The organism is Burkholderia sp. AU33545 (genome assembly GCF_020419685.1).
GTDB lineage: Bacteria > Pseudomonadota > Gammaproteobacteria > Burkholderiales > Burkholderiaceae > Burkholderia > Burkholderia diffusa.
Genome location: NZ_JAIZRQ010000009.1, coordinates 325490 through 350079, shown reverse-complemented (window position 1 = coordinate 350079; position 24590 = coordinate 325490). Strand labels below are relative to the sequence as shown.

General features: G+C 66.5%; 27 protein-coding genes and 1 pseudogene. 6 read left to right on the top strand and 22 right to left on the bottom strand.

The window, feature by feature from the left end; genetic code table 11:
* Positions 1 to 3: 3 nt before the first annotated feature.
* The 4 genes from cyoE to LGM71_RS28770 are packed head-to-tail and all read right to left on the bottom strand — an operon-like array spanning position 4 to position 3450.
* Positions 4 to 906, bottom strand: a complete 903-nt coding sequence (gene cyoE / locus LGM71_RS28785; RefSeq protein ID WP_006477738.1) for a heme o synthase — start codon at positions 904 to 906, stop codon at positions 4 to 6.
* A gap of 8 nt (positions 907 to 914) precedes the next feature.
* Positions 915 to 2027, bottom strand: coding sequence for a COX15/CtaA family protein (locus tag LGM71_RS28780; RefSeq protein WP_124626335.1), 1113 nt, complete (start codon positions 2025 to 2027; stop codon positions 915 to 917).
* A gap of 25 nt (positions 2028 to 2052) precedes the next feature.
* Positions 2053 to 2679 carry an SCO family protein gene (locus LGM71_RS28775; protein ID WP_226117712.1) on the bottom strand — a complete coding sequence of 209 codons (627 nt, stop codon included), beginning with the start codon at positions 2677 to 2679 and terminating at the stop codon, positions 2053 to 2055.
* A 60-nt stretch (positions 2680 to 2739) separates the two neighbouring features.
* Entirely contained in the window at positions 2740 to 3450 is a 711-nt protein-coding gene (locus LGM71_RS28770) for an SURF1 family protein (protein WP_059599899.1), read from the bottom strand.
* Positions 3451 to 3534: 84 nt separating this feature from the next.
* Between LGM71_RS28770 and LGM71_RS28765 the strand changes: the two genes are divergently transcribed.
* The gene (locus tag LGM71_RS28765) at positions 3535 to 3744 is read left to right on the top strand and encodes a twin transmembrane helix small protein (protein WP_059599872.1); all 210 of its coding nucleotides are present in this window, start codon (positions 3535 to 3537) and stop codon (positions 3742 to 3744) included.
* 195 nt (positions 3745 to 3939) lie between these two features.
* Here LGM71_RS28765 and LGM71_RS28760 read toward each other — a convergent pair whose 3' ends face one another.
* The 8 genes from LGM71_RS28760 to LGM71_RS28725 all read right to left on the bottom strand — a co-directional run bounded on the left by LGM71_RS28760 (position 3940) and on the right by LGM71_RS28725 (position 10996).
* Positions 3940 to 4797: a cytochrome c oxidase subunit 3 gene (locus LGM71_RS28760; RefSeq protein WP_059464449.1), complete on the bottom strand. Its 858-nt coding sequence runs from the start codon at positions 4795 to 4797 to the stop codon at positions 3940 to 3942.
* Between the two features lie 139 nt (positions 4798 to 4936).
* Positions 4937 to 5137 carry a DUF2970 domain-containing protein gene (locus LGM71_RS28755; RefSeq protein WP_059599870.1) on the bottom strand — a complete coding sequence of 67 codons (201 nt, stop codon included), beginning with the start codon at positions 5135 to 5137 and terminating at the stop codon, positions 4937 to 4939.
* A gap of 16 nt (positions 5138 to 5153) precedes the next feature.
* A complete protein-coding gene (locus LGM71_RS28750) occupies positions 5154 to 5762 on the bottom strand; it encodes a cytochrome c oxidase assembly protein (protein ID WP_124626339.1) in 609 nt (202 codons plus the stop codon).
* 35 nt (positions 5763 to 5797) lie between these two features.
* Positions 5798 to 5938, bottom strand: coding sequence for a cytochrome oxidase small assembly protein (locus LGM71_RS28745; protein ID WP_006760728.1), 141 nt, complete (start codon positions 5936 to 5938; stop codon positions 5798 to 5800).
* 80 nt (positions 5939 to 6018) lie between these two features.
* Positions 6019 to 7626, bottom strand: coding sequence for a cytochrome c oxidase subunit I (gene ctaD / locus LGM71_RS28740; protein WP_059599869.1), 1608 nt, complete (start codon positions 7624 to 7626; stop codon positions 6019 to 6021).
* Between the two features lie 43 nt (positions 7627 to 7669).
* Positions 7670 to 9253 carry a cytochrome c oxidase subunit II gene (gene coxB / locus LGM71_RS28735; RefSeq protein WP_124626341.1) on the bottom strand — a complete coding sequence of 528 codons (1584 nt, stop codon included), beginning with the start codon at positions 9251 to 9253 and terminating at the stop codon, positions 7670 to 7672.
* A 57-nt stretch (positions 9254 to 9310) separates the two neighbouring features.
* A complete protein-coding gene (locus LGM71_RS28730) occupies positions 9311 to 9835 on the bottom strand; it encodes a DUF2244 domain-containing protein (protein ID WP_059599867.1) in 525 nt (174 codons plus the stop codon).
* Positions 9836 to 10030: 195 nt separating this feature from the next.
* Positions 10031 to 10996, bottom strand: a complete 966-nt coding sequence (locus tag LGM71_RS28725; protein WP_059599866.1) for a methyltransferase domain-containing protein — start codon at positions 10994 to 10996, stop codon at positions 10031 to 10033.
* Between the two features lie 84 nt (positions 10997 to 11080).
* Here LGM71_RS28725 and LGM71_RS28720 point away from each other — a divergent pair, with 84 nt between their 5' ends.
* The gene (locus tag LGM71_RS28720; protein WP_226117710.1) at positions 11081 to 11893 is read left to right on the top strand and encodes a ComF family protein; all 813 of its coding nucleotides are present in this window, start codon (positions 11081 to 11083) and stop codon (positions 11891 to 11893) included.
* 107 nt (positions 11894 to 12000) lie between these two features.
* A complete protein-coding gene (gene trmL, locus LGM71_RS28715; RefSeq protein ID WP_059599864.1) occupies positions 12001 to 12471 on the top strand; it encodes a tRNA (uridine(34)/cytosine(34)/5-carboxymethylaminomethyluridine(34)-2'-O)-methyltransferase TrmL in 471 nt (156 codons plus the stop codon).
* 40 nt (positions 12472 to 12511) lie between these two features.
* Here trmL and LGM71_RS28710 read toward each other — a convergent pair whose 3' ends face one another.
* The 5 genes from LGM71_RS28710 to LGM71_RS28690 all read right to left on the bottom strand — a co-directional run bounded on the left by LGM71_RS28710 (position 12512) and on the right by LGM71_RS28690 (position 15436).
* Positions 12512 to 13036: an O-acetyl-ADP-ribose deacetylase gene (locus LGM71_RS28710; RefSeq protein ID WP_151051243.1), complete on the bottom strand. Its 525-nt coding sequence runs from the start codon at positions 13034 to 13036 to the stop codon at positions 12512 to 12514.
* Between the two features lie 105 nt (positions 13037 to 13141).
* On the bottom strand, positions 13142 to 14140 hold the full coding sequence (locus LGM71_RS28705; RefSeq protein ID WP_059526231.1) for an NAD(P)H-dependent glycerol-3-phosphate dehydrogenase: 999 nt from the start codon (positions 14138 to 14140) through the stop codon (positions 13142 to 13144).
* A gap of 26 nt (positions 14141 to 14166) precedes the next feature.
* Positions 14167 to 14649, bottom strand: coding sequence for a protein-export chaperone SecB (secB, locus tag LGM71_RS28700; protein WP_014895954.1), 483 nt, complete (start codon positions 14647 to 14649; stop codon positions 14167 to 14169).
* 107 nt (positions 14650 to 14756) lie between these two features.
* Entirely contained in the window at positions 14757 to 15017 is a 261-nt protein-coding gene (grxC, locus tag LGM71_RS28695; RefSeq protein WP_012364773.1) for a glutaredoxin 3, read from the bottom strand.
* Positions 15014 to 15436, bottom strand: a complete 423-nt coding sequence (locus LGM71_RS28690) for a rhodanese-like domain-containing protein (RefSeq protein WP_059599861.1) — start codon at positions 15434 to 15436, stop codon at positions 15014 to 15016. Before LGM71_RS28690 ends, grxC begins: the two co-directional genes overlap by 4 nt.
* Before the next feature lie 134 nt (positions 15437 to 15570).
* Here LGM71_RS28690 and gpmA point away from each other — a divergent pair, with 134 nt between their 5' ends.
* From gpmA to LGM71_RS28675, 3 genes are all read left to right on the top strand, one after another.
* On the top strand, positions 15571 to 16317 hold the full coding sequence (gene gpmA / locus LGM71_RS28685; RefSeq protein ID WP_059599860.1) for a 2,3-diphosphoglycerate-dependent phosphoglycerate mutase: 747 nt from the start codon (positions 15571 to 15573) through the stop codon (positions 16315 to 16317).
* A gap of 250 nt (positions 16318 to 16567) precedes the next feature.
* Entirely contained in the window at positions 16568 to 18109 is a 1542-nt protein-coding gene (locus LGM71_RS28680) for a S41 family peptidase (protein WP_124626348.1), read from the top strand.
* A 112-nt stretch (positions 18110 to 18221) separates the two neighbouring features.
* Positions 18222 to 18974: a HesA/MoeB/ThiF family protein gene (locus LGM71_RS28675; RefSeq protein ID WP_226117709.1), complete on the top strand. Its 753-nt coding sequence runs from the start codon at positions 18222 to 18224 to the stop codon at positions 18972 to 18974.
* 83 nt (positions 18975 to 19057) lie between these two features.
* Here LGM71_RS28675 and ptsP read toward each other — a convergent pair.
* The 5 genes and pseudogenes from ptsP to gshA all read right to left on the bottom strand — a co-directional run bounded on the left by ptsP (position 19058) and on the right by gshA (position 24355).
* A pseudogene (gene ptsP, locus LGM71_RS28670) lies at positions 19058 to 20835 on the bottom strand (phosphoenolpyruvate--protein phosphotransferase).
* A 201-nt stretch (positions 20836 to 21036) separates the two neighbouring features.
* Positions 21037 to 21306, bottom strand: coding sequence for an HPr family phosphocarrier protein (locus LGM71_RS28665; protein ID WP_226117708.1), 270 nt, complete (start codon positions 21304 to 21306; stop codon positions 21037 to 21039).
* A gap of 74 nt (positions 21307 to 21380) precedes the next feature.
* Positions 21381 to 21851, bottom strand: coding sequence for a PTS sugar transporter subunit IIA (locus tag LGM71_RS28660; protein ID WP_059599856.1), 471 nt, complete (start codon positions 21849 to 21851; stop codon positions 21381 to 21383).
* 232 nt (positions 21852 to 22083) lie between these two features.
* Positions 22084 to 23040: a glutathione synthase gene (gene gshB / locus LGM71_RS28655; protein ID WP_059599855.1), complete on the bottom strand. Its 957-nt coding sequence runs from the start codon at positions 23038 to 23040 to the stop codon at positions 22084 to 22086.
* Positions 23041 to 23065: 25 nt separating this feature from the next.
* Positions 23066 to 24355, bottom strand: a complete 1290-nt coding sequence (gshA, locus tag LGM71_RS28650) for a glutamate--cysteine ligase (protein ID WP_059599854.1) — start codon at positions 24353 to 24355, stop codon at positions 23066 to 23068.
* Between the last annotated feature and the right edge of the window lie 235 nt (positions 24356 to 24590).

Genomic DNA, 24590 nt, shown 5'->3' with positions numbered 1-24590 from the left:
CGGTTACACGCCGAGCAGCGGGCGTGCATAGTGATCGACGAGCAGCGCGGCGAACAGCAGCGACAGATAGACGATCGAGTAGCGGAAAGCCTTGCGGGCGAGTTCATCCGAATAGTCGCGGTGGATCTTCCAGGCATACGCGAGGAACACCGCGCCGAGCAGCACCGCGCTCGTCAGGTAGACGGCCCCGCTCATCCCCGAGATGAACGGCATCAGCGTGACCGCGAACAGGATCACCGTGTACAGCAGGATGTGCAGCCGCGTGAATTTCTCGCCGTGTGTGACGGGCAGCATCGGCAGGCCCGCGTTTTCATAATCCTTGCGGCGATACAGCGCGAGCACCCAGAAATGCGGCGGCGTCCACACGAAGATGATCAGCACGAGGATCCAAGCATCGCCGGGCACCGCGCCGGTGACCGCGGCCCAGCCGAGCGCCGGCGGCATCGCGCCCGATGCGCCGCCGATCACGATGTTCTGCGGCGTCATCGGCTTGAGCAGCAGCGTGTAGATCACCGCGTAGCCGACGAAGGTGGCGATCGTCAGCCACATCGTCAGCGGGTTCGTGAACGTATAGAGCGTCCATGCGCCGACACTGCCGAGCACGGCCGAGAACAGCAGGATCTGCGGGGTCGTGATCTCGCCGCGCGCGGACGGACGCCATGCGGTGCGCCGCATCATCGCGTCGATCTTCTGTTCGACGAGGCAGTTGATCGCGAACGCCGCGCCGGCCAGCAGCCAGATGCCGACGGTGCCGCCGATCAGCACATGCCACGGCACCATGCCCGGCGTCGCGAGAAACATGCCGATCACCGCACAGAACACCGCAAGCTGCGTGACACGCGGCTTCGTCAGCGCCATGTACTGAGAAAACCGGCTACCGGGCGATTGGGAAAGGGTGCTTTGCATGGGGGCGGTCACGCCGGGGCGGCGTCGCGCGCGGGCTGCGCGACACGGCCGGGGCGGCTTGAAAGGATGCGAAAGTTTAACATGACGACGAGCAGCAGCAGGATCGCGGCGCCCCCGTTGTGCGCGACGGCGACCGGCAGCGGCCACTGCAGCACGATGTTGGTCAGGCCCGTCAGGAACTGCAGCAGGACCACCAGCAGCACGCCGTTCGCGGGCCGGCGCAGCGACTCGAAGCGGCGCATCTTCAACGCGAACGCGACCAGGAACGCGACCACGACGAACGCGAACGTGCGGTGCGTCCAGTGGATCGCGACCAGCGCGTCCTGCGTGATCGCGTCGCCATCCTTCGTCATGCCGAGCGCGCGCCACAGATGGAAGCCCTGCTCGAAATTCATCGGCGGAATCCACTGACCGTTACAGGTGGGGAAGTCGGTACACGCGAGCACCGCGTAGTTGGTGCTCACCCAGCCGCCGAGCGCGATCTGCACGACCAGCAGCACCAGCGCCGCGAGCGCGGCCGCGCGGTAGCGGCCGGCCTCCGGGTCATGCGACGGCAGCGGCGTCTGCCGCGCCGCGAGCCAGCCGAGCGTGCCGAGCAGCGTGAGGCCGAGCAGCAGGTGCGTCGTGACGATCACCGGCTGCAGCTTCATCGTGACCGTCCACGCGCCGAACACGCCCTGCACGACGATCAGCAGCAAGAGGCTCGTCGGCCACCACGGCGACACGTGCAGCGCGCGGCGGCGCAACCGCGCGGACCACGCAATCACGACCTGCGCGATGATCAGCACGCCGATCGCCATCGCGAAATAACGGTGGATCATCTCGATCCACGCCTTCGTCATGCTGACGGGGCCGGTCGGCATCGCCTGGTGCGCGGCCGTGATCGCGGCGTGCGCGATGAACGGCGACGACGTGCCGTAGCAGCCGGGCCAGTCCGGGCAGCCGAGGCCCGAATCGGTCAGCCGCGTGAAGCCGCCGAACATCACGAGATCGAGGGTCAGGAACGTGGTGATCCACACCAGCTTGCGGAACTTGTCGTCGTCGGCCTTGACCCACACGTACGACAGCGGCAGCAGCGCGATGCAGAGGCCGATCAGGCCGAGTTGCAGTAGATACGACATTGAATGGTTGCCTCGTCGTCTCGCCTTAGCCGATGCTCGACCACTTCAGCAGCTTCGTGACGTCCGCCTTGATCTTGCTGGGATTCGGGTCCTTCGGGAAACGCATCATCAGGTTGCCGTTCGGATCGACCATGTAGATGTGGTCGCTGTCCTTGGTGCCGGCTTCCGCCGGCAGCCACGCGGCGACCGCGGCCGGATCGGCGACCAGCCGGCGCGTGTCCGGATAGGCCTCCAGCACCTTCGGCGGTACCGCGCCCGCATCGCTGCGCAGCCATACCATCGTGATCCGGTGCCGCTCGCCCGCCTGCGTGACGCGGACCTGGCGCATGAAGTAGAGCTTTTGCGCGCAGGCGTCATCGCACGCGCTGCGGTCGGTCATCACGAACAGCCACACGCCGCGCAGCGACGACAGCGGCACCGTCTTGCCGGTTTCGTCGGTCACCTGCAGATCGGCCGGGATCGGCCGCTGCGGCTCGATCAGCGTGCCGTAGTTGGTCGAGCCGCCCTTCGGCTTGATCACGTAATAGGTGAAGTACGACGCGATGATCGGTGCTGCGCACACGAGACCCAGCAGCACGAGCATCCAGCGGCCGCGCTTGCGGGCCGCAGGCGAAATCGGCGCTGAGGCCGGACCCCGACGGGAAGATTGCATGGACAAATCAGACCTCTCGAAACGAACCCGCGGCGCGTGCGCCGCGTCCTGGCATGGCGCTCACGCGCCGGCCGATTTCTTCGCCGCACGCCGCGCGGCGTACAGGCCGAAACCGAGCGCGGCAGCCGCCATGGCCCACCACTGAAACATGTAACCGTAATTGCGCTCGACGCCGGTCGTCGCCGCCGGCCAGTCGCGCACGAGCTTGTCGCCATCGTCGCTCGTCTGCTGGATCACGAACGGCTGCAGCGGCAGCCCCGTTTCCTTCGCATACGCGGCGACGTCCAGGTTCTGCCGGATCTTCTGGTGCGCGGCCGAGCCGCCTTCGCCAAGCTCGAACGCGCGCGACGCATCGGCCCGCGCGATGCCTTCGATCTCGATGTCGCCATCCGGCGTCGAAAACGGCTCGATCGCCGTGCGATCGGCGATGTTGCGCGGCAGCCAGCCGCGGTTCACCAGCACGACGCCGCCGCCCGAGAGTTTAAACGGCATCACGACGTAAAAACCCGGCTGGTCGTTATACGGCCGATTGTCGAGGAACACCGCTTGCTCCGGCAGGAAGCGACCCCTGGCCCGCACGCGATGGAACTCGATCGACGCGAGCGGAATCGGCTGCGCACCGACGTCGACGGGCACCGCGTGCTCGTAGCGCACGATGCTCGCCTGCAGCGCCTCCTTCTGATGCGCACGGTCGCGCTGCCAGAACCCGAGGCGAATCGTGACCGCGACGATGGCGAGTATCAGCAGCGCAGGCAGCCAGCGGATCCTCATCGGGCCACCCGCGAGACGCATTCGCGAAAGCGAAGTGCGATAATTATCCTCTTCCTTTCGAATTGCCGTCGTCCGGTTCGCGTCATGCACATCCTCGTTCCCATCGCCTTCGTCCTCATCGTCGCCAGCATGGGCTCGGCGCTCTACTTCATGATGCAAGACCGCGGCCACACGAAACGCATGGTGTGGTCGCTTGCCACCCGCGTCGGGCTGTCGGTCTCGCTGTTCCTGTTCATCCTGTTCGCGAACTGGATGGGCTGGATCCATTCGACCGGCCTGCCGATCGGGCGTTGATGCATACGTGCCGGCGGTCACCGTGACCGCCGCGACCGCTGTGACATTTCGCCGCACAACGGCGCCACCAAGCAAAAGCGCCGCCTGACGAAGTCGCGGCGGCGCCGGGTTGGCGTTGAGCGCAGGCAACCAGCCGCTGCCCCGTCCCCGCCAATGAAAACGGCCCGCGCATCGCTGCGCGGGCCGTTCCTGCATTTACAGCCAGTAGACGACGACGTACAGGCCGAGCCAGACGACGTCGACGAAGTGCCAGTACCACGCGGCGCCTTCGAATGCGAAGTGGTGATCGGGCTTGAAGTGGCCGCGGATCATCCGCACCAGCACCACCGCGAGCATCGTGCCACCGAGGAACACGTGGAAGCCGTGGAAACCCGTCAGCAGGAAGAACGTCGAGCCGTACACGCCCGAGTTCAGCGTCAGGTTCAGTTCGTTGTACGCGTGGTAGTACTCGAAGCCCTGCATGAACAGGAAGCAGACACCGAGCACGAGCGTCGCGGCCAGCCAGGCGATCGCCTTGTTGCGGTGGTCGTCGCGCAGCGCGTGGTGCGACACCGTCAGCGTCGCACCCGACGCCAGCAGGAATGCGGTGTTCAGCGTCGGGACCGGCCACGGGCCCATCGTCTTGAAGTGACCGGCAAGCGCGGCCGGGCCTTCGTTCGGCCACACGGCGGAGAAGTCCGGCCAGATCAGCTTGTAGTCAAGGCTGCCGAGCTGGTGCAGCGCGATTTCACGCGCATAGAACAGCGCGCCGAAGAATGCGCCGAAGAACATGACTTCGGAGAAGATGAACCAGCTCATGCTCCAGCGGTACGACTTGTCGACGTTCTTGCCGTAATGACCGCCTTCCGACTCGGCGATCGCGTCGCCGAACCAGTGATACAGCGTGAAGAGCAACCACAGCAGGCCAAGCAGCGCCGTGTACGGAGCCCAGTCGTGACCGTTGATCCACAGCGCCACCGACGCGAGCATGACCAGCAGGCCGATGGCCGCGCTGATCGGATGCTGCGACGGATGCGGCACGAAATAGTACGGGGTCTGGTTTTGACCGCTCATGCTTGATTCTCCACTTCAGTCCAATTTGTGTACCGGAAACCGCTCCGGCTTTATTTCTTGCACGGCGCGTGCCGCCGCCGCTCTTTCCCGCACGCAGCGCCCGGGCGCCACGCACTGCATTCTTTCGTGGCCGCGGGCCTCAACCCACGACCGCGCGCACGATCAGGATCAGCACGCCGATGAACACACCGGCCGCGATCAACGCGACGATCAGCACGTGCAGCGGATTGAGCTGCGTCGCGTCGGCCTCCAGGTCGCGCCGCTTGCGCACCCCGAAGAACGACCACAGCACCGCTTTCACCGCCTGGCCGAACGACCCGCTCCGCTTGGTCTCTGTCACCGCCCCGTCTCCGTCGTCATGCGTCCGGCTTCGCCGCGCCCTGCGCCGCCGTCTTGCGCGGTGCCGGCGCCGGCGTGGCCGGCGTGTTCAGCTCGAAGAACGTGTACGACAGCGTGATCGTCTTCACGTCCTTCGGCAGCTTCGGATCGATCACGAACACCACCGGCATCTTGCGCGACTCGTTCGCGGCCAGCGTCTGTTGCGTGAAGCAAAAACATTCGATCTTCTTAAAGAATTCCGTTGCCTGCTTCGGCGCGTAGCTCGGAATCGCCTGCGCCACCATCGGCCGGCCCTGCCCGTTGGTGACGTCGTACACGATCGTCGTCAGCTCGCCCGGATGCACGTCGAGGCTGTTGTGCTCCGGCTTGAACCCGAGCGGGCCGCGCGCATTCGCGTCGAACTCGACCGACACCGTGCGGCTGTAGTCGACCTGCGAGTTCTTCGCCTCGCGTTCGCTGACATCGCGCTGCACCAGGTTGTTGATGCCGGTGATCTGGCAAATCGCGCGATACATCGGAATCAGCGCGAAGCCGAAGCCGAACATCAGTCCGGCCACGACGAAGAGCTTCATCAGCATCGAACGATTGAACGCGCGATCGACGGCGCCCTCTTCCGGCTTCGACATACGACTACTTCCTCGCTACTGCGTCAGTTGCTGCATCAGTGAGTGGACAGCCACCACTGCTTGATCACGACACCCACAAAAAAAACGGCGGCGATGACGAGCAGGATGAGGCCGAGCCGCTTGTTGCCCGCGCGAATCTGCTCGGGCGTTCGTCTTTCTTGTGGATTCCGGTTCATCTGAAACTTCGCTGAAACTTCGATTCGGCGCCCGCCGCGCCTGCCTGCACGGCAGGCAGCGACGGAACGCCAAGTGAAACTTATTCGACGTGCGGCGGTTGCTCGAACGTGTGGAAGGGAGCCGGGCTCGGCACCGTCCACTCGAGGCCCGTCGCGCCATCCCACGGCTTGTCCGACGCCTTTTCCAGCTCGCCGCCGCCACGGTAGGCCGGCAGCGCGACCGCGAACAGGAAGTACACCTGCGCGAGGCCGAAGCCGAATGCACCGATCGTCGCTACCTGGTTGAAGTCCGTGAACTGCGCCGGGTAGTCCGCATAGCGGCGCGGCATGCCCGCGAGACCGACGAAGTGCATCGGGAAGAACGTCAGGTTGAAGAAGATCATCGACGCCCAGAAGTGGATCTTGCCGCGCGTCTCGTTGTACATCCAGCCCGTCCACTTCGGCGCCCAGTAGTACCAACCCGCGAACAGCGCGAACAGCGAACCGGCCACCAGCACGTAGTGGAAGTGCGCCACCACGAAGTAGGTGCCGTGATACTGGATGTCGAGCGGCGCCATCGCCAGCATCAGGCCCGTCAGACCGCCGAACGTGAACACGAACAGGAAGCCGATCGCGAACAGCATCGGGGTTTCGAACGTCATCGAGCCGCGCCACATCGTCGCGAGCCAGTTGAACACCTTCACACCCGTCGGCACGGCGATCAGCATCGTCGCGTACATGAAGAACAGCTGGCCGGTGACCGGCATGCCCGTTGCGAACATGTGGTGCGCCCAGACCATGAACGACAGGATCGCGATCGAAGCCGTCGCGTACACCATCGAGCTATAGCCGAACAGCGTCTTGCGTGCGAACGCCGGGATCACCTGCGACACGATCCCGAACGCCGGCAGAATCATGATGTACACCTCGGGGTGGCCGAAGAACCAGAAGATGTGCTGGTACATCACCGGGTCGCCGCCGCCTGCCGCGTTGAAGAACGACGTGCCGAAGTGGCGGTCGAACAGCACCATCGTGATCGCGCCTGCCAGAACCGGCATCACGGCGATCAGCAGGTACGCGGTGATCAGCCAGGTCCATGCGAACATCGGCATCTTCATCAGCGTCATGCCCGGTGCGCGCATGTTCAGGATCGTCACGACGATGTTGATCCCGCCCATGATCGACGAAGCACCCATGATGTGGACCGCGAAGATCGCGAAGTCCATGCCCGGGCCCATCTGCGTCGACAGCGGTGCGTACAGCGTCCAGCCGGCGGCCGTCGCGCCGCCCGGCGCGAAGAACGAACCGACCAGCAGCACGGCCGCGACCGGCAGCAGCCAGAAGCTGAAGTTGTTCATCCGCGCGAACGCCATGTCGGATGCGCCGATCTGCAGCGGAATCATCCAGTTCGCGAAGCCGACGAACGCCGGCATGATCGCGCCGAACACCATGATCAGGCCGTGCATCGTCGTGAGTTCGTTGAAGAACTCCGGACGCATGATCTGCAGGCCCGGCTCGAACAGCTCGGCACGGATGGCGAGCGCCATCACGCCGCCCGACAGGAACATGATGAACGAGAACAGCAGGTACAGCGTACCGATGTCCTTGTGGTTGGTGGCGAACAGCCAGCGCCGCCAGCCGTGCGGGGCTTCGTGCGCGTGGTCGTCGTGCGCGTGGTCCGCGGCTACGTCGTGCCCGATGCTAGACATGAGAATCTCCTAATGCGAATACGTCGACTAACTCAGCGACACGTCAAGCCGCCGGCCCGATCTCGACACGCCGGGCTTCCTTGGCGTCAGCCCCGCCCGTGATCGTTTCCGGCTTTTTGAGAATAATGTGGTCTTCCGCCACGCCTGCTGCCTTCAGCGCGTCGCGCACGGCCTGTGCACGATGCTTGGCGAGTTCGGCATTCGCGTCGGCCGAGCCCGTCTTGTCGGTGAAACCCGACAGCGCGAGCTTCGCGTCCGGATGTGCCTTCGCATAGTCGGCCGCTGCAGCGATCGCCGCTTTCGCGTCGGCCGGCAGCACGCTCTTGCCCGTCTCGAAGTAGATCGTCGACAGCGCAGCCGATGCCGACGCTGCCTCCGCGCCCGACGCGGCTTGCGCCGGTGCCGAGGCCGCTTCGGCCGGGGCCGCCGCGCCTGCCGCGTCTTCCGGCATCTTGCCGTTGCGCGCGTCAGCCACTTGCTTCGGCTGCAGCAGGTCGTTCTTGTGGTTGCCCCACGAATTGCGCTCGTACGTGATGACCGATGCGATGTCGAGGTCCGACAGCGATGCCCACGACGGCATTGCACCCTTGCCGTGCAGCACGCGCTCGACGTGACCTGCGATCGGGCCGTTCACGATCTGGCTGCCGTCCATCGCCGGGAAGGCGCCGAGGCCCTTGCCGTTCACCTGGTGGCAGGCCGCGCAGTTCGCCTTGTAGACTTCCTCGCCGTGCGCGACGAGTTCGGCCATCGTGTAGACCTTGTTCGGATCGACCGAAGCGCTGGCCAGCTTGGCCTTCTGCGCGGTCACCCACTTCGCGTAGTCGTCGTCCGACAGCACCACGACCACGACCGGCATGAACGCGTGTTCCTTGCCGCACAGTTCGGTACAGAAGCCGCGGAACGTGCCGACCTTGTCGGCCTTGAACCACGTGTCGCGCACGAAGCCGGGGATCGCATCCTGCTTCACGCCGAACGCGGGCACGTACCACGAGTGAACGACGTCGTTCGCGGTCGTGATGATGCGGATCTTCTTGTTGACCGGCACGACGAGCGGGTTGTCGACTTCCTGCAGGTACGTCTCGGTGATCGGCTTCTTGCCCATCACTTCGTCACGCGGGGTGCTGAGCGTCGACAGGAAGCTGATGCCCTCGCCCGGGCCCTTCACGTAGTCGTAGCCCCACTTCCACTGGTAGCCGGTGACCTTGATCGTGAGATCGGCGTTGGTCGTGTCCTTCATCGCGACGACGGCCTTCGTGGCCGGCAGCGCCATCAGCACGACGATGATGAACGGCACGATCGTCCAGATGATTTCGACGGTCGTGCTTTCATGGAAATTGGCGGCCTTGTGGCCTTTGGATTTGCGATGCGCGAAGATCGAGTAGAACATCACGCCGAACACGCCGACGAAGATCACCGTACACAGGATCAGCATCATCGTGTGGAGATCGTAGAGCTCCTCGGCGATCTTCGTGACAGGCGGCTGAAAATTGATTTCGTTGACGCGGGGGCCGCCCGGGCTATCACCGACCGCCAGAGCAGCGCCGGCAAAGAGCAATCCGCTGCATGCCAGCACGCCCGTGAGGGCTCGCTTGATTGTTTTCATAGCATCCTTACCCAAAATTTCCATTCAAACCCCTCCCCCGTCGCAAGCCGCCGGCCCGTTCCGGCCGATGCCCGCGCCTCGTCAGCCGCAGCGCCTGAGCGACACGCGCAGTTCGTCGGCGAACTGCGCCCGCTTGTGCTGCGCGAGATGCTGCCCAATTACGACGGTCTGCCCGCGCGATACGAGTCGAATCGGATCGCGTGGCGTCGCCCCCGGCTCGACCCGCACCCAGCGCGGGTTGAATTCGATCTGCGTGAACCGCTCCGCATCCATCCGCTCGATCACGAGCCGGTGCGGAAACAGCCTGATGCGCTCGTAATCGACCGCATGACGGGCGTAGACCGCAAACGCGACGCCTACCGCCAGCAATTCGATTCCGGTGAAGGGCATGACGAGCCAGGCCCCCCGCCACATCAGCAATGCCGCGATCACCAGCGAGAAGCCCGCGAGCGACGCGTAAAACAGCACGAACTGGCGCGGCGACACCGAACAGTTACGTTTCATGAGCCAGTCTTCGAGGACCGGCTCACCGTTCGTCGTCTCCGCCAAAACCCTCGCTGCTTCCATCGCCGCCTCACGCGAATGGCATGCGATGCATGCCTGCATCGGACTCGTCGGCCCGTATTGCGGGGACCCCGGGACGACAAGCTGACGCATTATAGGCGGGTTCAATGGCATCCACAAGCAAGCGGCTATCGGCCCGCGAGCCAAGCGCCACAAGCTTCCCGGCCGTTTTTCACGTCAATTCGACCCCGCTTTGCGCCGCTAATTTCGGGCATAACAAAACCCCTCTTTACCGCTTTACCGATTCTTCGGACGCCCCTTTCCGATATCTTCGATGCGCACGATCCCGTGCCCCTCGGCGGTCGTGCGCGGCACGGCCTTCCACGCGTGGCCGTAGATCACTTCGAACGTCAGGGCAATCGTGCCGTCCGCGCGCCGGCGCGCTTCCAGCGCATCGCCGAGCGCCGCGCGAAAGCGCCGCGCCGCGCGCTGTGGCACCGCGCGGTCGAACGGATAGGCGCCCCAGCGGCGCACGTCGGCCAGCAGGGAATCGGGCGTCTTGTACGTCACGGTCAGCACTTCCTGGTCCATCACCGGAATCTCGAAGCCGCTTTCGACGAGCATGTCGCCGAGGTCGTGCATGTCGACGAAATCGACGACGCGCGCGGCGGGCGGCGCGATGCCGAGCGCCGCTTCGGCGTCCGCGCAGGCCGCGCGCAGTTCGCGCAGCGTGTCGGGGCCGAGCGTGCTGAACATCAGCAGGCCGTTCACCCGCAGCACGCGCTGCCATTCAGGAAATACCGCATCGGGACGCGAATGCCAGTGCAGCGCGAGATTCGACCAGATCAGGTCGAACGCGCCGGCCGCGAACGGCAGCATCGAGAAGTCGGCCTGCGCGACGCGCGGGCCGCGCTGGCCCAGCGCCCGGCCGAGCGACGCGGGCAGCCAGCGGCGCCAGCTCGTCTGCTCGACCTCGCGGTGGCCCGCCCGCGCGAGCATCGCGCCGGACAGGTCGACACCGAACACCGGCGCTTCGGGAAAGCGCGCGCGCAGTGCCGGCAGGTCGTCGCCCGGACCGCAGCCCGCGTCGAGCACGGCCGCGGGGCTCACCTTGATGTATTCGAGACGCTCGTTCATCCGCTGCGCGATCTCGCGCGGCAGGAACGCGACCGCGTCGAACGCGGCGGCGCGGCGATCGAAGATCCGCCGCAAACGCCGGGCGTCATTGGCCGGACGGCCGGTTGAAGTCGAAGCTGGGGACATGTCGGGCACACTGGCGAAGAGCCCGAAGTATACTCGCTCGCCTCGCGGCCTTCAGCGAGACGGGGGCCGCCAGGAGTGTTCGCAATGGATCGCCGTTTCGCCCCGCGCCCGATGCGCGTCGTTTTGTCGCAGGTTCGTGCGCTAGCCGTGCGCGTCGTCACGCTCGCGTTGCCGAATCGGTGCGCACTGTGCGGCAATTTGTCACATACGGTGATTTGCAGCGCCTGCGACGCAGCGTACTGGAACGAAGCGCGGCTGCGCTGCGACGTCTGCGCGGTGCCGCTTGGCGTCGGGCAGCCGCGGCTGCGCGAAGCGCGCGGCCGGCACGGTGGTGCCGCTTCCGCATCCGCGTACCGGTGCGACGCTTGCCGCGCGACGCCGCCGCCGTTCGATGCGACGCTCGCACTCGCCGATTACCGCGCGCCGCTCAACGGGCTCGCGCGCGGCCTGAAGTTTCATGCGCGGCTCGCGCTGGGTGCGGAATTCGCGGCCCGGCTCGCGGAGCGGATCGAAGACACGGACGCGATGCGCGCCGCCGGCGGCTTCGACGTGGTCGCACCGGTGCCCCTGTCGCGCGGACGGCTCGTCGCGCGCGGCTACAACCAGGCGTGGGCGATCGCGCGGCCGCTCGCGCGCCGGCTCGGCGTGCGTGCCGACGCGGCGCTGCTTGCACGCGTGACCGAAACCGCGCCGCAGTCGCGGCTCGACCGGCGTGCGCGGCGCGACAACGTGCAGGCAGCGTTCGCAGCGGCGGGCGACCTCACCGGCCGCCACGTGGCGCTCGTCGACGACGTGATGACGTCCGGTGCGACGCTCGCGGCAGCCGCGAATGCATTGAAGGCGGCGGGTGCCGCGCGCGTGACGAATCTGGTTGCGCTGCGCACCGCCAGGGATTAATTAATTAGAGAGGCCGGCCGCCCGCACGCGGCGACGGCCGTCACGAACCGGCCGGCCGGGACGGAATGCACGCTGCTCCGCCCCGGCCGGCCCAGCCAGACCCAACCATGTTCAACGTCGTCCTCGTCGCCCCCGAAATTCCGCCGAACACCGGCAACGTGATCCGCCTGTGCGCCAATACCGGCGCGCGTCTGCATCTGATCGAGCCGCTTGGCTTTCCGCTCGACGACGCGAAGATGCGTCGCGCGGGCCTCGACTATCACGAGTACGCGGAAATGCGCGTGCACCGCGACTGGGACGCGTTCGTCGCCACCGAAGCGCCCGATACCGCGCGAATGTTCGCGTTCACGACGCGCGGCTCGGGCCGCTTCCACGACCATGCGTTCGTGCCGGGCGACTGGTTCGTGTTCGGCTCCGAGACGCGCGGCCTGCCGGCCGAATTGCTCGAACGCTTCCCGAACGAACAGCGCGTACGCCTGCCAATGCGGCCGGGCAACCGCAGCCTGAACCTGTCGAACACGGTGGCCGTGGTCGTGTTCGAGGCGTGGCGTCAGGCCGGTTTCGAAGGCGGCGCCTGACGCGCGCCCGGCCCGAACCGCACCGCGCGGCCGGGCAGCGCTAGCTGCGCGCGAGCCGCGCGCGATACAGGTCGTAGATGTCGGATGAAAAACACGCGAATATCACGCGTGCGAGGTTCGGCGCCTGCGGCAGCATTTCGGCGACCGTGCCGACGGCGATCTCGACGGCCTCCTCGGCCGGATAGCGGTACACGCCGCAGCTGATCGCCGGGAAGGCGATCGAGGTCGCCGCCACCTCCTCGGCCAGCTCTATCACGCGCCGGTAGCATGCCGCGAGCAGCTCGGGCTCGCCGCGCCCGCCGCCGTGCCACACCGGGCCGACTGCATGAATCACATATTTCGCCGGCAACCCGTGGCCACGCGTGAGCTTCGCGTCGCCGGTGTCACAGCCGCCGAGCGTGCGGCACTCGGCCAGGAGGCCCGGGCCGGCCGCGCGATGGATCGCGCCGTCGACCCCGCCACCGCCGAGCAGCGAACCGTTCGCGGCGTTGACGATCGCGTCGACGTCGAGCGTCGTGATGTCGACGAGTTGCGCGTCGAACGTGGTGGAACCGATCTGCAGCATGACACCCTCCCGAAACGCCGGAGACTATTCAAGCGTAGTGCGCTTTGGCGCGGCCCGCTTTGCGCGAGCGCGCCCGGCCGCAATAATCGGTGAGATTCGTCCGTGCTATTCGGCGCGCGCGTCGCGCCGCAGCAGGCCGCTGACCGCATCGCGCGGTGCGACGCCGTCGAACAGCACGCCGCACACGGCTTCGGTGATCGGCATTTCGATCGCTTGCGCGCGCGCGAGCGCGAGCACGGCCTGCGCGCAGCGCACGCCTTCGGCCACATGGCCGAGCGCGCCGAGGATGTCGTTCAGCGAGCGGCCAGCCGCCAGTTGCAGGCCGACCGTGCGATTGCGCGACAGGTCGCCCGTCGCGGTGAGGATCAGGTCGCCGAGGCCCGTGAGGCCCGTGAAGGTTTCAGCACGGCCGCCGAGCGCGACGCCGAGCCGCGACATTTCGGCGAGGCCGCGCGTGACCAGCGCGGCGCGCGCGTTCAGCCCGAGCCCGAGGCCGTCGGAGATGCCGGTCGCGATCGCCAGCACGTTCTTCACCGCGCCGCCAACCTCGACGCCGACCACGTCGTCACCCGTGTAGATCCGCATCGCGCCGTGATGGAACGCGGCGAGCGTGCGCTCGCGACATTCGGCGGAGGTGCTTGCGACCGTCAGCGCGACGGGCAGCGCGAGCCCCACCTCGCGGGCGAAGCTCGGCCCCGACAGCACGCCGTTGCTGTGCTGCTCCGGCAGCTCGGCCGCGATCACCTGATGCGGCAGCAGGTGCGTGTCGGCCTCGAAGCCCTTGCAGACCCACACGATGTGCGCAGGCACGCAGCCTGCGTCGCGCATCGCGCCGAACAGCGTGCGCAGCCCGGCCACGGGCGCGGCGATCACGCACAGCGCGTCGTCCGCGGCGCCGTGCGCGAGCGCGGCACCGAGATCGGCGTCGTAGCGCAGCGCATCGGGCAGCGCGATGCCGTCCAGATAGCGGGAATTTTCGTGCCGGGCCTGCAGCCCGGCGATCAGCGCAGCGTCGCGCGCCCAGAGAAGCGTATCGTGCCGCGCGGCCAGATGGCCCGCGAGCGCGGTGCCCCAGGCACCGGCGCCGAGAACGGCTACTTTCATACCCAGCACCGGTCCGGAGTGAAACGTCAGTTCAGCGTCGTGCCGTTCGGCGCGCCTGCTGCACCGGCCTGCTGCTGCTGAAGCTGCGCGAGACGCTGCTCGTACAGCGCCTGGAAGTTGATTTCCGCCAGGTGGATCGGCGGGAAGCCCGCACGCGTGATCGCGTCGGCGATGTTCGAGCGCAGGTACGGGAACAGGATCGTCGGGCACGCGATGCCGACGAGCGGGTCGAGCTGTTCGTCCGGAATGTTGCGAATGTCGAAAATGCCGGCCTGCTTCGCTTCGATCAGGAACGCGACCTTGTCCTTCACCTTCGCGGTGACGGTACCCGACACGACGACCTCGAACACGCTTTCCGCGAGGCGTTCGGCCTTGACGTCGACTTCGACTTCAACCGACGGCATGTCCTGCTCGAGGAAGATCGCCGGCGAATTCGGCTGCTCGAGCGACATATCCTTCAGGTAGACGCGCTGGATGTTGAAGAACGGTTGGTTTTCGACGTCGGACATGGTGTTTCCCTAAAAGTGGTGACGGGGCGGCCCGGCTTCACGCCGGCCGCCTCGGTTGAATCCTGCGCGCTCGAGCCGCGGCGCGACCGGCGGCCATTCTGCCCTAATCAGGCCGCTTGCAGAAGCGGCAAGAGCCCGCCTTCGCGGTCGAGCTTCGACAGATCGTCGTAACCGCCGACATGCGTGTCGCCGATGTAGATCTGCGGCACCGTGCGACGGCCCGTGCGCGTCATCATTTCCTCACGGCGGGCCGGGTCGCGGTCGATCAGCACCTTCTCGATCTGCTCGACGCCGCGCAGCTTCAGCAGGCGCTCGGCCTGAATGCAATACGGACACACCTGCGTGCTGTACATCAAAACCTTGCTCACTTCGCCACTCCTTGTTTGACGACCGGCATCCCGGCCTGCTGCCAGGCGGCGACGCCGCCCTCGAGCACGTGCACCTCGGCATAGCCCGCCGCCTCGACCTCGCGCGCCGCCTTCTGCGACTGCTGGCCGTTCTGGCAGACGAGCAGCACGGGGGTGCTCTTGTTTTTCGCGACCTGCGCGATCTTCGCGCCGATCTCGCCGGCGGCGACCTGGCGCGCCGACGGCAGATGGCCGGCGGCGAAGTCGGACGCGGTACGCAGGTCGATCACGACAGCGTTGCGGCGATTGATGAGCTGCGTCGCCTCCGCGGCCGACAGGCCGCCGCGGCCGCGGCGCAGGGCCGGCCATGCGAGCAGGCCGCCGGAAACCACCAGGATCGCGATAAGGGCCAGGTTCGTGTAATTGGTAAAGAACGTCACGGAATGCCGCCGGAAAAAGAGAAATCGGAAAAGGACAATCCCGCCATTATAAAATAACCGTCTTGCGCGATGGCGGACCCGGACCGGGTACCGCGCGACGCGCCCCGCTTCCTTCACTACCGACCGCAAGATCCATGTACAAACTCGTTCTCATCCGCCACGGCGAATCGACGTGGAACAAGGAAAACCGCTTCACCGGCTGGGTCGACGTCGACCTGACCGAACAGGGTCGCAACGAGGCCTACCAGGCCGGCGAATTGCTCAAGGAAGCCGGCTACACGTTCGACATCGCGTACACGTCGGTGCTCAAGCGCGCGATCCGCACGCTGTGGCACGTGCAGGACAAGATGGACCTGATGTATCTGCCGGTCGTTCACTCGTGGCGCCTGAACGAGCGCCACTACGGCGCGCTGTCGGGCCTGAACAAGGCGGAAACGGCCGCCAAGTTCGGCGACGACCAGGTGCTCGTGTGGCGCCGCAGCTACGACACGCCGCCGCCGGCGCTCGAACCGACCGACGAGCGCGCGCCGTTCGACGACCCGCGCTACGCGAAGGTGCCGCGCGAGCAACTGCCGCTCACCGAGTGCCTGAAGGACACCGTCGCGCGCGTGCTGCCGCTGTGGAACGAATCGATCGCGCCGGCCGTCCGTGCGGGCAAGCAGGTGCTGATCGCCGCGCACGGCAACTCGCTGCGCGCGCTGATCAAGTACCTCGACGGCATCTCGGACAGCGATATCGTCGGCCTGAACATCCCGAACGGCGTGCCGCTCGTGTATGAACTCGACGAGAACCTGAAGCCGATCCAGCACTACTACCTGGGCGACCAGGACGCGATCGCGAAGGCTCAGGCCGCCGTCGCGAAGCAGGGCAAGGCGGGCTGATACCCGCGATGCCGGGCATGCCGCCGCGCGCGCGGCCTGCCCGGCGCACCCCGGCGTGCGGCGCGAACCTTCGCGGCCCCGGTGCTGTCGAATCCGCTTTCGAATCCGCTGCGCGTGGGGCGGCACCCCGCCGGGAACCAGGGCTCCGGGGCCATTTCGCACCGTTGCACTGAGCAATCGGACGAACAGTTATACTTGTCCGCTACATCCCCGCTACCGCCACGCGCTTCCCGACCGCACCAGACTCTCTATGCGAATGAAATTGAAGAACATCGGCCTGATTGCCGCGGGCCTCGCCACGGGCGTATTCGCCACGCTGCAGGTTTCGGCGTCGGCCGAGCAGACCGCCACGGCGCCGCTTCCCCTCGACCAGCTCCGCCTGTTCGCGGAAGTGTTCGGCCAGATCAAGCGCGAGTACGTCGAACCGGTCGACGACAAGAAGCTGCTGACGGCGGCGATCAAGGGCATGGTGTCGAGCCTCGACCCGCATTCGTCGTTCCTCGACAAGACCGACTATGACGAGCTGCAGGAGCAGACCAAGGGGCGCTTCGCGGGTCTCGGCATCGAGATCTCGCAGGAAGACGGCCTCGTCAAGGTGATCTCCCCGATCGAAGATACCCCCGCGTTCCGCGCCGGCATCCGTCCGGGCGACCTGATCACCCGCATCAACGACAAGCCCGTGCGCGGCATGACGCTCGACAAGGCCGTCAAGCAGATGCGCGGCGAGCCGGGCACCAAGGTCACGCTGACGATCTTCCGCAAGAGCGACGACCGCACGTTCCCGATCACGGTCACGCGCGCGATCATCCGGGTCCAGAGCGTGAAGATGAAGCTGCTCGACCCGGGCTACGCATACATCCGGATCACGAGCTTCCAGGAGCGCACGACGCCCGATCTCGCCGCGAAGCTGCAGGACATCGCACGCCAGCAGCCGAATCTGAAGGGCCTGATCCTCGACCTGCGCAACAACGGCGGCGGCCTGCTGCAAAGCGCGGTCGGCGTCGCCGGCGCGTTCCTGCCGCCCGACTCCGTCGTCGTGTCGACCAACGGCCAGATTCCGGATTCGAAGCAGGTCTACCGCGATACCTACGACAACTATCGCCTGCCGTCCTTCGACGGCGATCCGCTGAAGAGCCTGCCGCCGGTCTTCAAGACCGTGCCGATGGTCGTGCTGACAAACGCGTATTCGGCGTCCGCGTCGGAAATCGTCGCCGGCGCGCTGCAGGATTCCAAGCGCGCGCAGATCATGGGCAAGACGACGTTCGGCAAGGGCTCGGTGCAGACGGTCCGTCCGATGACGGCCGACACCGCGCTGCGCCTGACGACGGCCTACTACTACACGCCGAGCGGCCGTTCGATCCAGAACAAGGGCATCACGCCCGACGTGCCGGTCGATCAGTACGCGGACGGCGATCCGGACGACGTGCTCGTGACGCGCGAGGTCGACTACACGAACCACCTCGCGAACACGCAGGATCCGAACGAGAAGAAGGAACAGGAAGAACGCGAGCAGCGCCGAATGGACCAGCTGCGCGTCCTCGAGGAGCAGAACGACAAGAAGACGCCGGAGCAGCGCCAGAAGGACCGCGATCGCAAGCCGATCGAGTTCGGCAGCACCGACGACTTCATGATGCAGCAGGCGCTCAACAAGCTGGAGGGCAAGCCGGTGCAGGAATCGAAGTCGCTGCTCGCCGAGAGCACGGCGAAGAGCCCGGCCGGCAAGGCCGCGTCCACCACGAAGGCGTCGGGCGCGAAGGCGGCCGCACCGAAGCCCGCGTCGGCACCGCAGTAAGCGCCGGCCGGCATCCGACGGGCCATCGCGGGAAGACCGCGATGGCCCGTTTTTCATGTACGCCTAGAATGAATCGATACGCCGGCGCTTCCGCCCCGCTCACGACTGTCCCATGAACGACGATCAACTCCTCCGCTACTCCCGCCACATCCTCGTCGACGAAATCGGCATCGAGGCGCAGCAGCGCTTTCTCGACGCGCATGCGATCGTCGTCGGCGCCGGCGGTCTCGGCTCGCCGGCCGCGATGTATCTCGCGGCGTCCGGGGTCGGTACGATCACGCTCGTCGATGCCGACACGGTCGACCTCACGAACCTGCAGCGGCAGATCCTCCACGTGACCGCATCGGTCGGCCGCAGCAAGGTCGAATCGGGGCGCGACGCGCTCGCGCAGCTGAACCCGGAAGTGACCGTGCATGCGGTCGCGGCGCGCGTCGACGATGCGTGGCTCGACGAACACGTGCCGCGGGCAACCGTCGTGCTCGACTGCACCGACAACTTCGCGACGCGCCATGCGATCAACCGCGCGTGCGTCGCGCACGGCGTGCCGCTCGTGTCGGGCGCCGCGCTGCGCTTCGACGGCCAGATCAGCACGTTCGACTTCCGCGACCCAGGTGCGCCCTGCTACGCGTGCGTGTTTCCGGAAGACCAGCCGTTCGAGGAAGTCGCGTGCGCGACGATGGGCGTGTTCGCGCCGACGGTCGGCATCATCGGTGCGATGCAGGCCGCCGAGGCGCTGCGCGTGATCGGCGATATCGGCACGACGCTCAACGGCCGGCTGATGATGCTCGATTCGCTGCGGATGGAATGGACGACGATGAAGATCGCGCGCCAGGCCGACTGCCCCGTGTGCCAGGGCCGGCACTGACGCGCGCGGGATGCATGCGCCGGGCGGCGCATGCGTGACGTTTCGCAACCTTCGCGACGGTTCCGCGGCGCGGCGCGTGCCGCCTAGGCGGCCGCGTCCGCGCGCGGTTCCGCGACCGACAGGCGCTTGAGCGCCGCCTGCACTTCCTCCGGCTCGAACGCGGCCAGCACATCGGCCGTGGGCTTCTCGAGCGCCTTCAGATGCGCGCGCAGGATCTCCTGCTTCACGACCAGCAACTGGCTCGGGTGCATCGAGAACTCGGTGAGCCCCATCCCGAGCAACAGGCGCGTGAGCGCCGGATCGCCCGCCATCTCCCCGCACACCGACACCGACACGCCCGCCCGCTTCGCTTCGCTTCGCGCAGCGTATAGGAGATCAGGTGCAGCACGGCCGGATGCAGCGGGTCGTACAGGTGCGCGACCGCGTTGTCCGCGCGGTCGATCGCGAGCGTGTACTGGATCAGGTCGTTCGTGCCGATCGACAGGAAATCGAACCGCTTCAGGAACAGCGGCAGCGCGATCGCCGCGGCCGGAATCTCGATCATCGCGCCGATGCGCACGTTCGGATCGTACGCGAGCCCCGCATCGTCGAGCTGGCGCTTCGCCTCGCGAATCAGGTCGAGCGTCTGGTCGATCTCCTGCGCGTGCGCGAGCATCGGGATCAGGATCTTCACCTGCCCGAACGCGGACGCGCGCAGGATCGCGCGCAACTGCGTGAGGAACATCTGCGGCTCGGACAGGCTCCAGCGGATCGCACGCAGGCCGAGCGCCGGGTTCGGCGCCGTCTCGTAGCCCTCGTCGAGCGCCTCGAGCGGCTTGTCCGCGCCGACGTCGATCGTGCGGATCGTCACCGGCATGCCCTTCATCCACTCGACCGCGCGCTTGTACGCGGCGAACTGCTCCTCCTCCTCGGGCATCTCCTTCTGATGCATGAACAGGAACTCGGAGCGGAACAGCCCGACGCCGACCGCGCCAGCCTCGACCGCGGCCTTCGCGTCGTCGGGCAGCTCGATGTTCGCGTACAGCTCGATCTTCGTGCCGCACAGCGTTTGCGTCGGCGAGAACTTCAGGCGCTGCAGCTTGCGTTGCTCGAGCAGCTTCTCGGACTGGCGGTACGAATATTCCTCGAGGACGATCGGCGCGGGATCGACGATCACGATCCCCTGGTCGCCGTCGACGATGATCAGGTCGTCCTGCCGGATCAGCGAGCTCGCATGCTGGACGCCGACCGCGGCGGGAATGCCGAGGCTGCGCGCGACGATCGCCGTGTGCGACGTGCGGCCGCCGAGATCGGTGACGAACGCCTGGAACGACTGCGACTTGAACTGCATCATGTCGGCCGGCGCGATGTCGTGCGCGACGACGATCATCTCGTTCGTGCCGTTCGCGGCCGCGCGGTCGAGTGCCTGCGACGCGGACGGCGCACCGGCGAGTGCCTTCAGCACGCGCTCGACCACCTGTTCGATGTCGGCCTTGCGCTCGCGCAAGTATTCGTCCTCGATGTCGTCGAAGTGGCGCGTGAGCAATTCGAGCTGCTCGGTCAGCGCCCACTCGACGTTGTAGCGGCGCGTGCGGATCAGGTCGATGGTTTCCTGCACGAGCATCGCGTCGCTCAGGATCATCATGTGGACGTCAATGAATGCGCCCACTTCGCTCGGGGTGTCGTCGGTCAGGTCGGCGCGCAACGCGTCGAGTTCGCGATGCACGACTTCAAGCGCCGTGCGGAAACGCTCGACCTCGGCGTCGATCTGGTTCGCCTCGACCAGGTAATGGGCGACGTCGAGCGCCGCCGGCGCGATCAGATACGCTCGCCCGATCGCGATACCACGTGAGACGGGAATGCCATGCAGCGTGAAGGACACGCGCACCTCCTCTGTACATGTAAAGCCGCGGCACACTGCTGCGATGCGCTTATGACCCCGGTTAGTGATTATAAATTCCGTACCTCCATGCTGACTGCGTGCAGCGCAGCATTACCATTTCCGCATCAACGCCGCGGACGAAAAAAATGCCGCGGCAAACGCGGCATTCTGCTTCGAAACGACAACGATCCCGCGCGGGGATCACTGACCTTCGCCGAACTTGTCCGCGATCAGCTTGAGCAGTGCATCCATCGCCTCGCGTTCGTCGGGACCGTCGGTCTCGATCGACACGGTGCTGCCGATGCCCGCCGCGAGCATCATCACGTCCATGATGCTTTTCGCGTTGATCTTGCGTCCGTTACGCGTCATCCAGACTTCGGACTGGAAGTTGCCGGCCAGTTGCGTAAGCTTGGCCGATGCGCGCGCATGGAGCCCCAATTTGTTGACGATGGTGGTTTCTTGTTGAAGCATGATTCTCGGTCGGGTCGGTCGCGGCCGCCGGCGACGTGCGTCGGCGGGTCGGTCTAAAACGAAAAACGGGACGGTCAGTGCGATTCGGTGCGCGGTTGCGGCTCGGGCGGAATCGGCGCGCACTGGCCGCAGCCGACTTCGGTCGGCGGCGGCGGTGTACCGGCCGCCACTTCGTGGACGCCCTTCGCGCCGCCGGACAGCGCCTTGTCGACGAGCTTGTCGAGCGGCACGGAACGGTAGCAGACGGCCCGCACCAGCATCGGCAGGTTCACGCCGGCCAACACGCGCACGTTGTCGAGCTTCGCGAGCTGGCCCGCGATGTTCGCGGGCGTCGCGCCGTACATGTCGGTCAGCACGACGACGCCATTTTCTTCCCTGAGCCGCGCGAGCTCCGCGTGCGCGAACGCCATCACCTGGGTGGGATCGCTGTCGGCCAGCACGTCGATGCAGCCGATGCGCGCGGGCACGCCGCCGTAGATGTGCGCGATGCAGTCCCGCAGCGCAGTGGCGAGCGGTGCGTGCGCGATGATCAGAATCCCGGCCATGTCAGACTGCCCCCGGCCGCCCCTGGCGGGCCGACGCCCCGCAGCGGGGCAACGAGCATAGCGAGTAAGGGAATCGTTTCATGTTCAGCCTTGCAACGGTTTCGGCCCGACCGCCGGGCCTTCGGCGCGCTGGTCGCGGCACCGGGCAAGCGGGCATTGTAGCAGGCCAGTCAAGCTGCTCCGGCGACGGGGGACCTGCGCGGCCGCCGCCGGGGTTGCGCGGGAAGACGGCCTACGCGGCCGCACGCTCCAGCGCGTCGATGAACATCGCGGCGACGTCGAAGCCCGTCTGCTCCATGATCTCGCGGAAGCACGTCGGGCTCGTCACGTTCACCTCGGTCAGCCAGTCGCCGATCGCGTCGAGCCCGACCAGCAGCAGCCCGCGCGACGCGAGCACCGGCCCGAGCGTCTCCGCGATCTCGCGATCGCGGGCAGTCAGCGGCTGTGCGACGCCGAGCCCGCCCGCGGCGAGATTGCCGCGCACTTCGCTGCCCTGCGGAATGCGCGCGAGCGAATACGGCACCGGCTCGCCCGCGATCAGCAGAATGCGTTTGTCGCCCGCCGTGATCTCGGGGATGAATTTCTGGATCATCAGCGAGCGCGTGCCGTCGTGGCCGAGCATCTCGATGATCGCGCCGAGATTCATCCCGTCGGCCTTCACGCGAAACACGCCCATCCCGCCCATGCCGTCGAGCGGCTTCACGATCACGTCGCCGTGCTCGGCATGGAACGCGCGCAATCGTGCGGCATCGCGCGTGACCAGCGTCGGCGCGACGAATTGCGGAAACTCGCCGATCGCCAGCTTCTCCGAATGGTCGCGGATCGACTGCGGCTTGTTGAACACGCGCGCGCCCGCGCGCTCGGCGAGTTCGAGCATCCAGGTGGCCGTCACGTACTCCATGTCGAACGGCGGATCCTTGCGCATCAGCACCGCGCCGAACGACGTCAGCAGACGCGATTGATGCGCGGCCGCCTCGTACCACGGATGGCGATGCAGGTCGGCCGTATCGCCGACGATCGTCACGCGCTGCACGTCCGCCTCGACGCCCGACCCCGTCCACGCAAGCTGGTGCGGCTCGCACGTGTAGATCGCGTGCCCGCGCCGCGCGGCCTCCGCCATCATCGCGTAGGTCGAATCCTTGTAGATCTTGAAGCGCTCGAGCGGGTCGGCGATAAAGAGAATGTCCATGCGGGTCCTGTACGTAGCGAAGCCGTTACACCTGGATGGCTTCGGGATCGGTCTTTTCCAGTTCGATCGACGACGCGATCAGCGACAGCCGCGCGACGACGCCGTACATGTAGAAACGGTTCGGCGGCGCGGCGCCCGGCTTCGCGCCGGCATCCGGCAGCGCGGTGTGCTCGAAGCCGAGCGGCACGTAGTGCATGCCGGGCGCGTTCAGGTTCTGGTCGCGCTCGCGGCCGCCGTGCGTGCGGTAGAAACCGCCGACCACGTAGCGGTCGATCATGTACACGACCGGCTCAGCGACTTCGTCGCCGACGCGCTCGAACGTATAGACGCCTTCCTGCACGATCACGTCGCGCACCGCGAGGCCGGCCTTCGACTCGGCCATCTGCGCGCGCTCGGCCTTCGACATGCGGCCGATCTCGGCCGCGTCGTGCACGGTCATCACGCCGCGCCCGGCGGTGCCCGCGTCGGCCTTCACGACGACGTACGGCTTTTCGCTGATCCCGTATTCGCGATACTTGCGCGCGATCTTCTTCAGCACGCCGTCGATCGCGTCGGCGAGCGCCTGCTCGCCTTCATGGCCCTGCCAGTCGACGCCTTCGACGTGTGCGAAATACGGATTCACCATCCAGGGATCGACGCCGACCATCTTCGCGAACTTCTTCGCGACGTCGTCGTAGCACGAGAAGTGCGTCGACTTGCTGCGCACGGCCCAGCCCGCGTGCAGCGGCGGCAGGAGGTACTGCTCGTGCAGGTTTTCCAGCACGGCGGGAATGCCGGCCGACAGGTCGTTGTTCAGCAGGATCGAGCACGGATCGAAATTCTTCAGGCCGAGGCGGCGCTGCGAACGCTCGAGCGGTTCGAGCACGATCTTCTGGCCGTCGGCCAGCGTGATCGGTGTCATGTCGGTGATGCTCGGGTCGAGCGAGCCGAAGCGCACGTTCAGGCCGGCCTGGCGCATGATCGTCGCGAGCCGCGCGACGTTTTCCAGATAGAACGCGTTGCGGGTCGGCAGCTCGGGAATCACGAGCAGGTTCTTCGCGTCCGGGCAGATCTTCTCGATCGCGGCCATCGCGGCCTGGACGGCGAGCGGCAGCACTTCGGACGGCAGATTATTGAACGCGCCGGGGAACAGGTTCGCGTCGACGGGCGCCAGCTTGAAACCGGCGTTGCGCAGGTCCACCGAACAATAGAACGGCGGGGTGTGTTCCTGCCATTCGAGCCTGAACCAGCGTTCGATCGCAGGCGTCGCGTCGAGGATCTTCTGCTCGAGCTCGAGCAGCGGACCGTTCAACGCGGTAACGAGGTGGGGAACCATGAATCACTCGCGAGCGGGAGAATGAAGATTGTAGAGCAATTGCCCTGTCCATTTGGGGATTGTTCCCGGCTTCGCAAGGGTTTGGAGGAAGTTTTCGGCTATTGACCCGATAGCGTGAAGGGTTATGCGCTACGGCAGCGCGCGGCAGGAGAAAAAAAAGCCCGCCGTGCGGGCGGGCCGAAGTCGCTGCGCTCATTCGTGGCGGGTGCCGTCTGCGCGGCGGCCCGCCGTCATC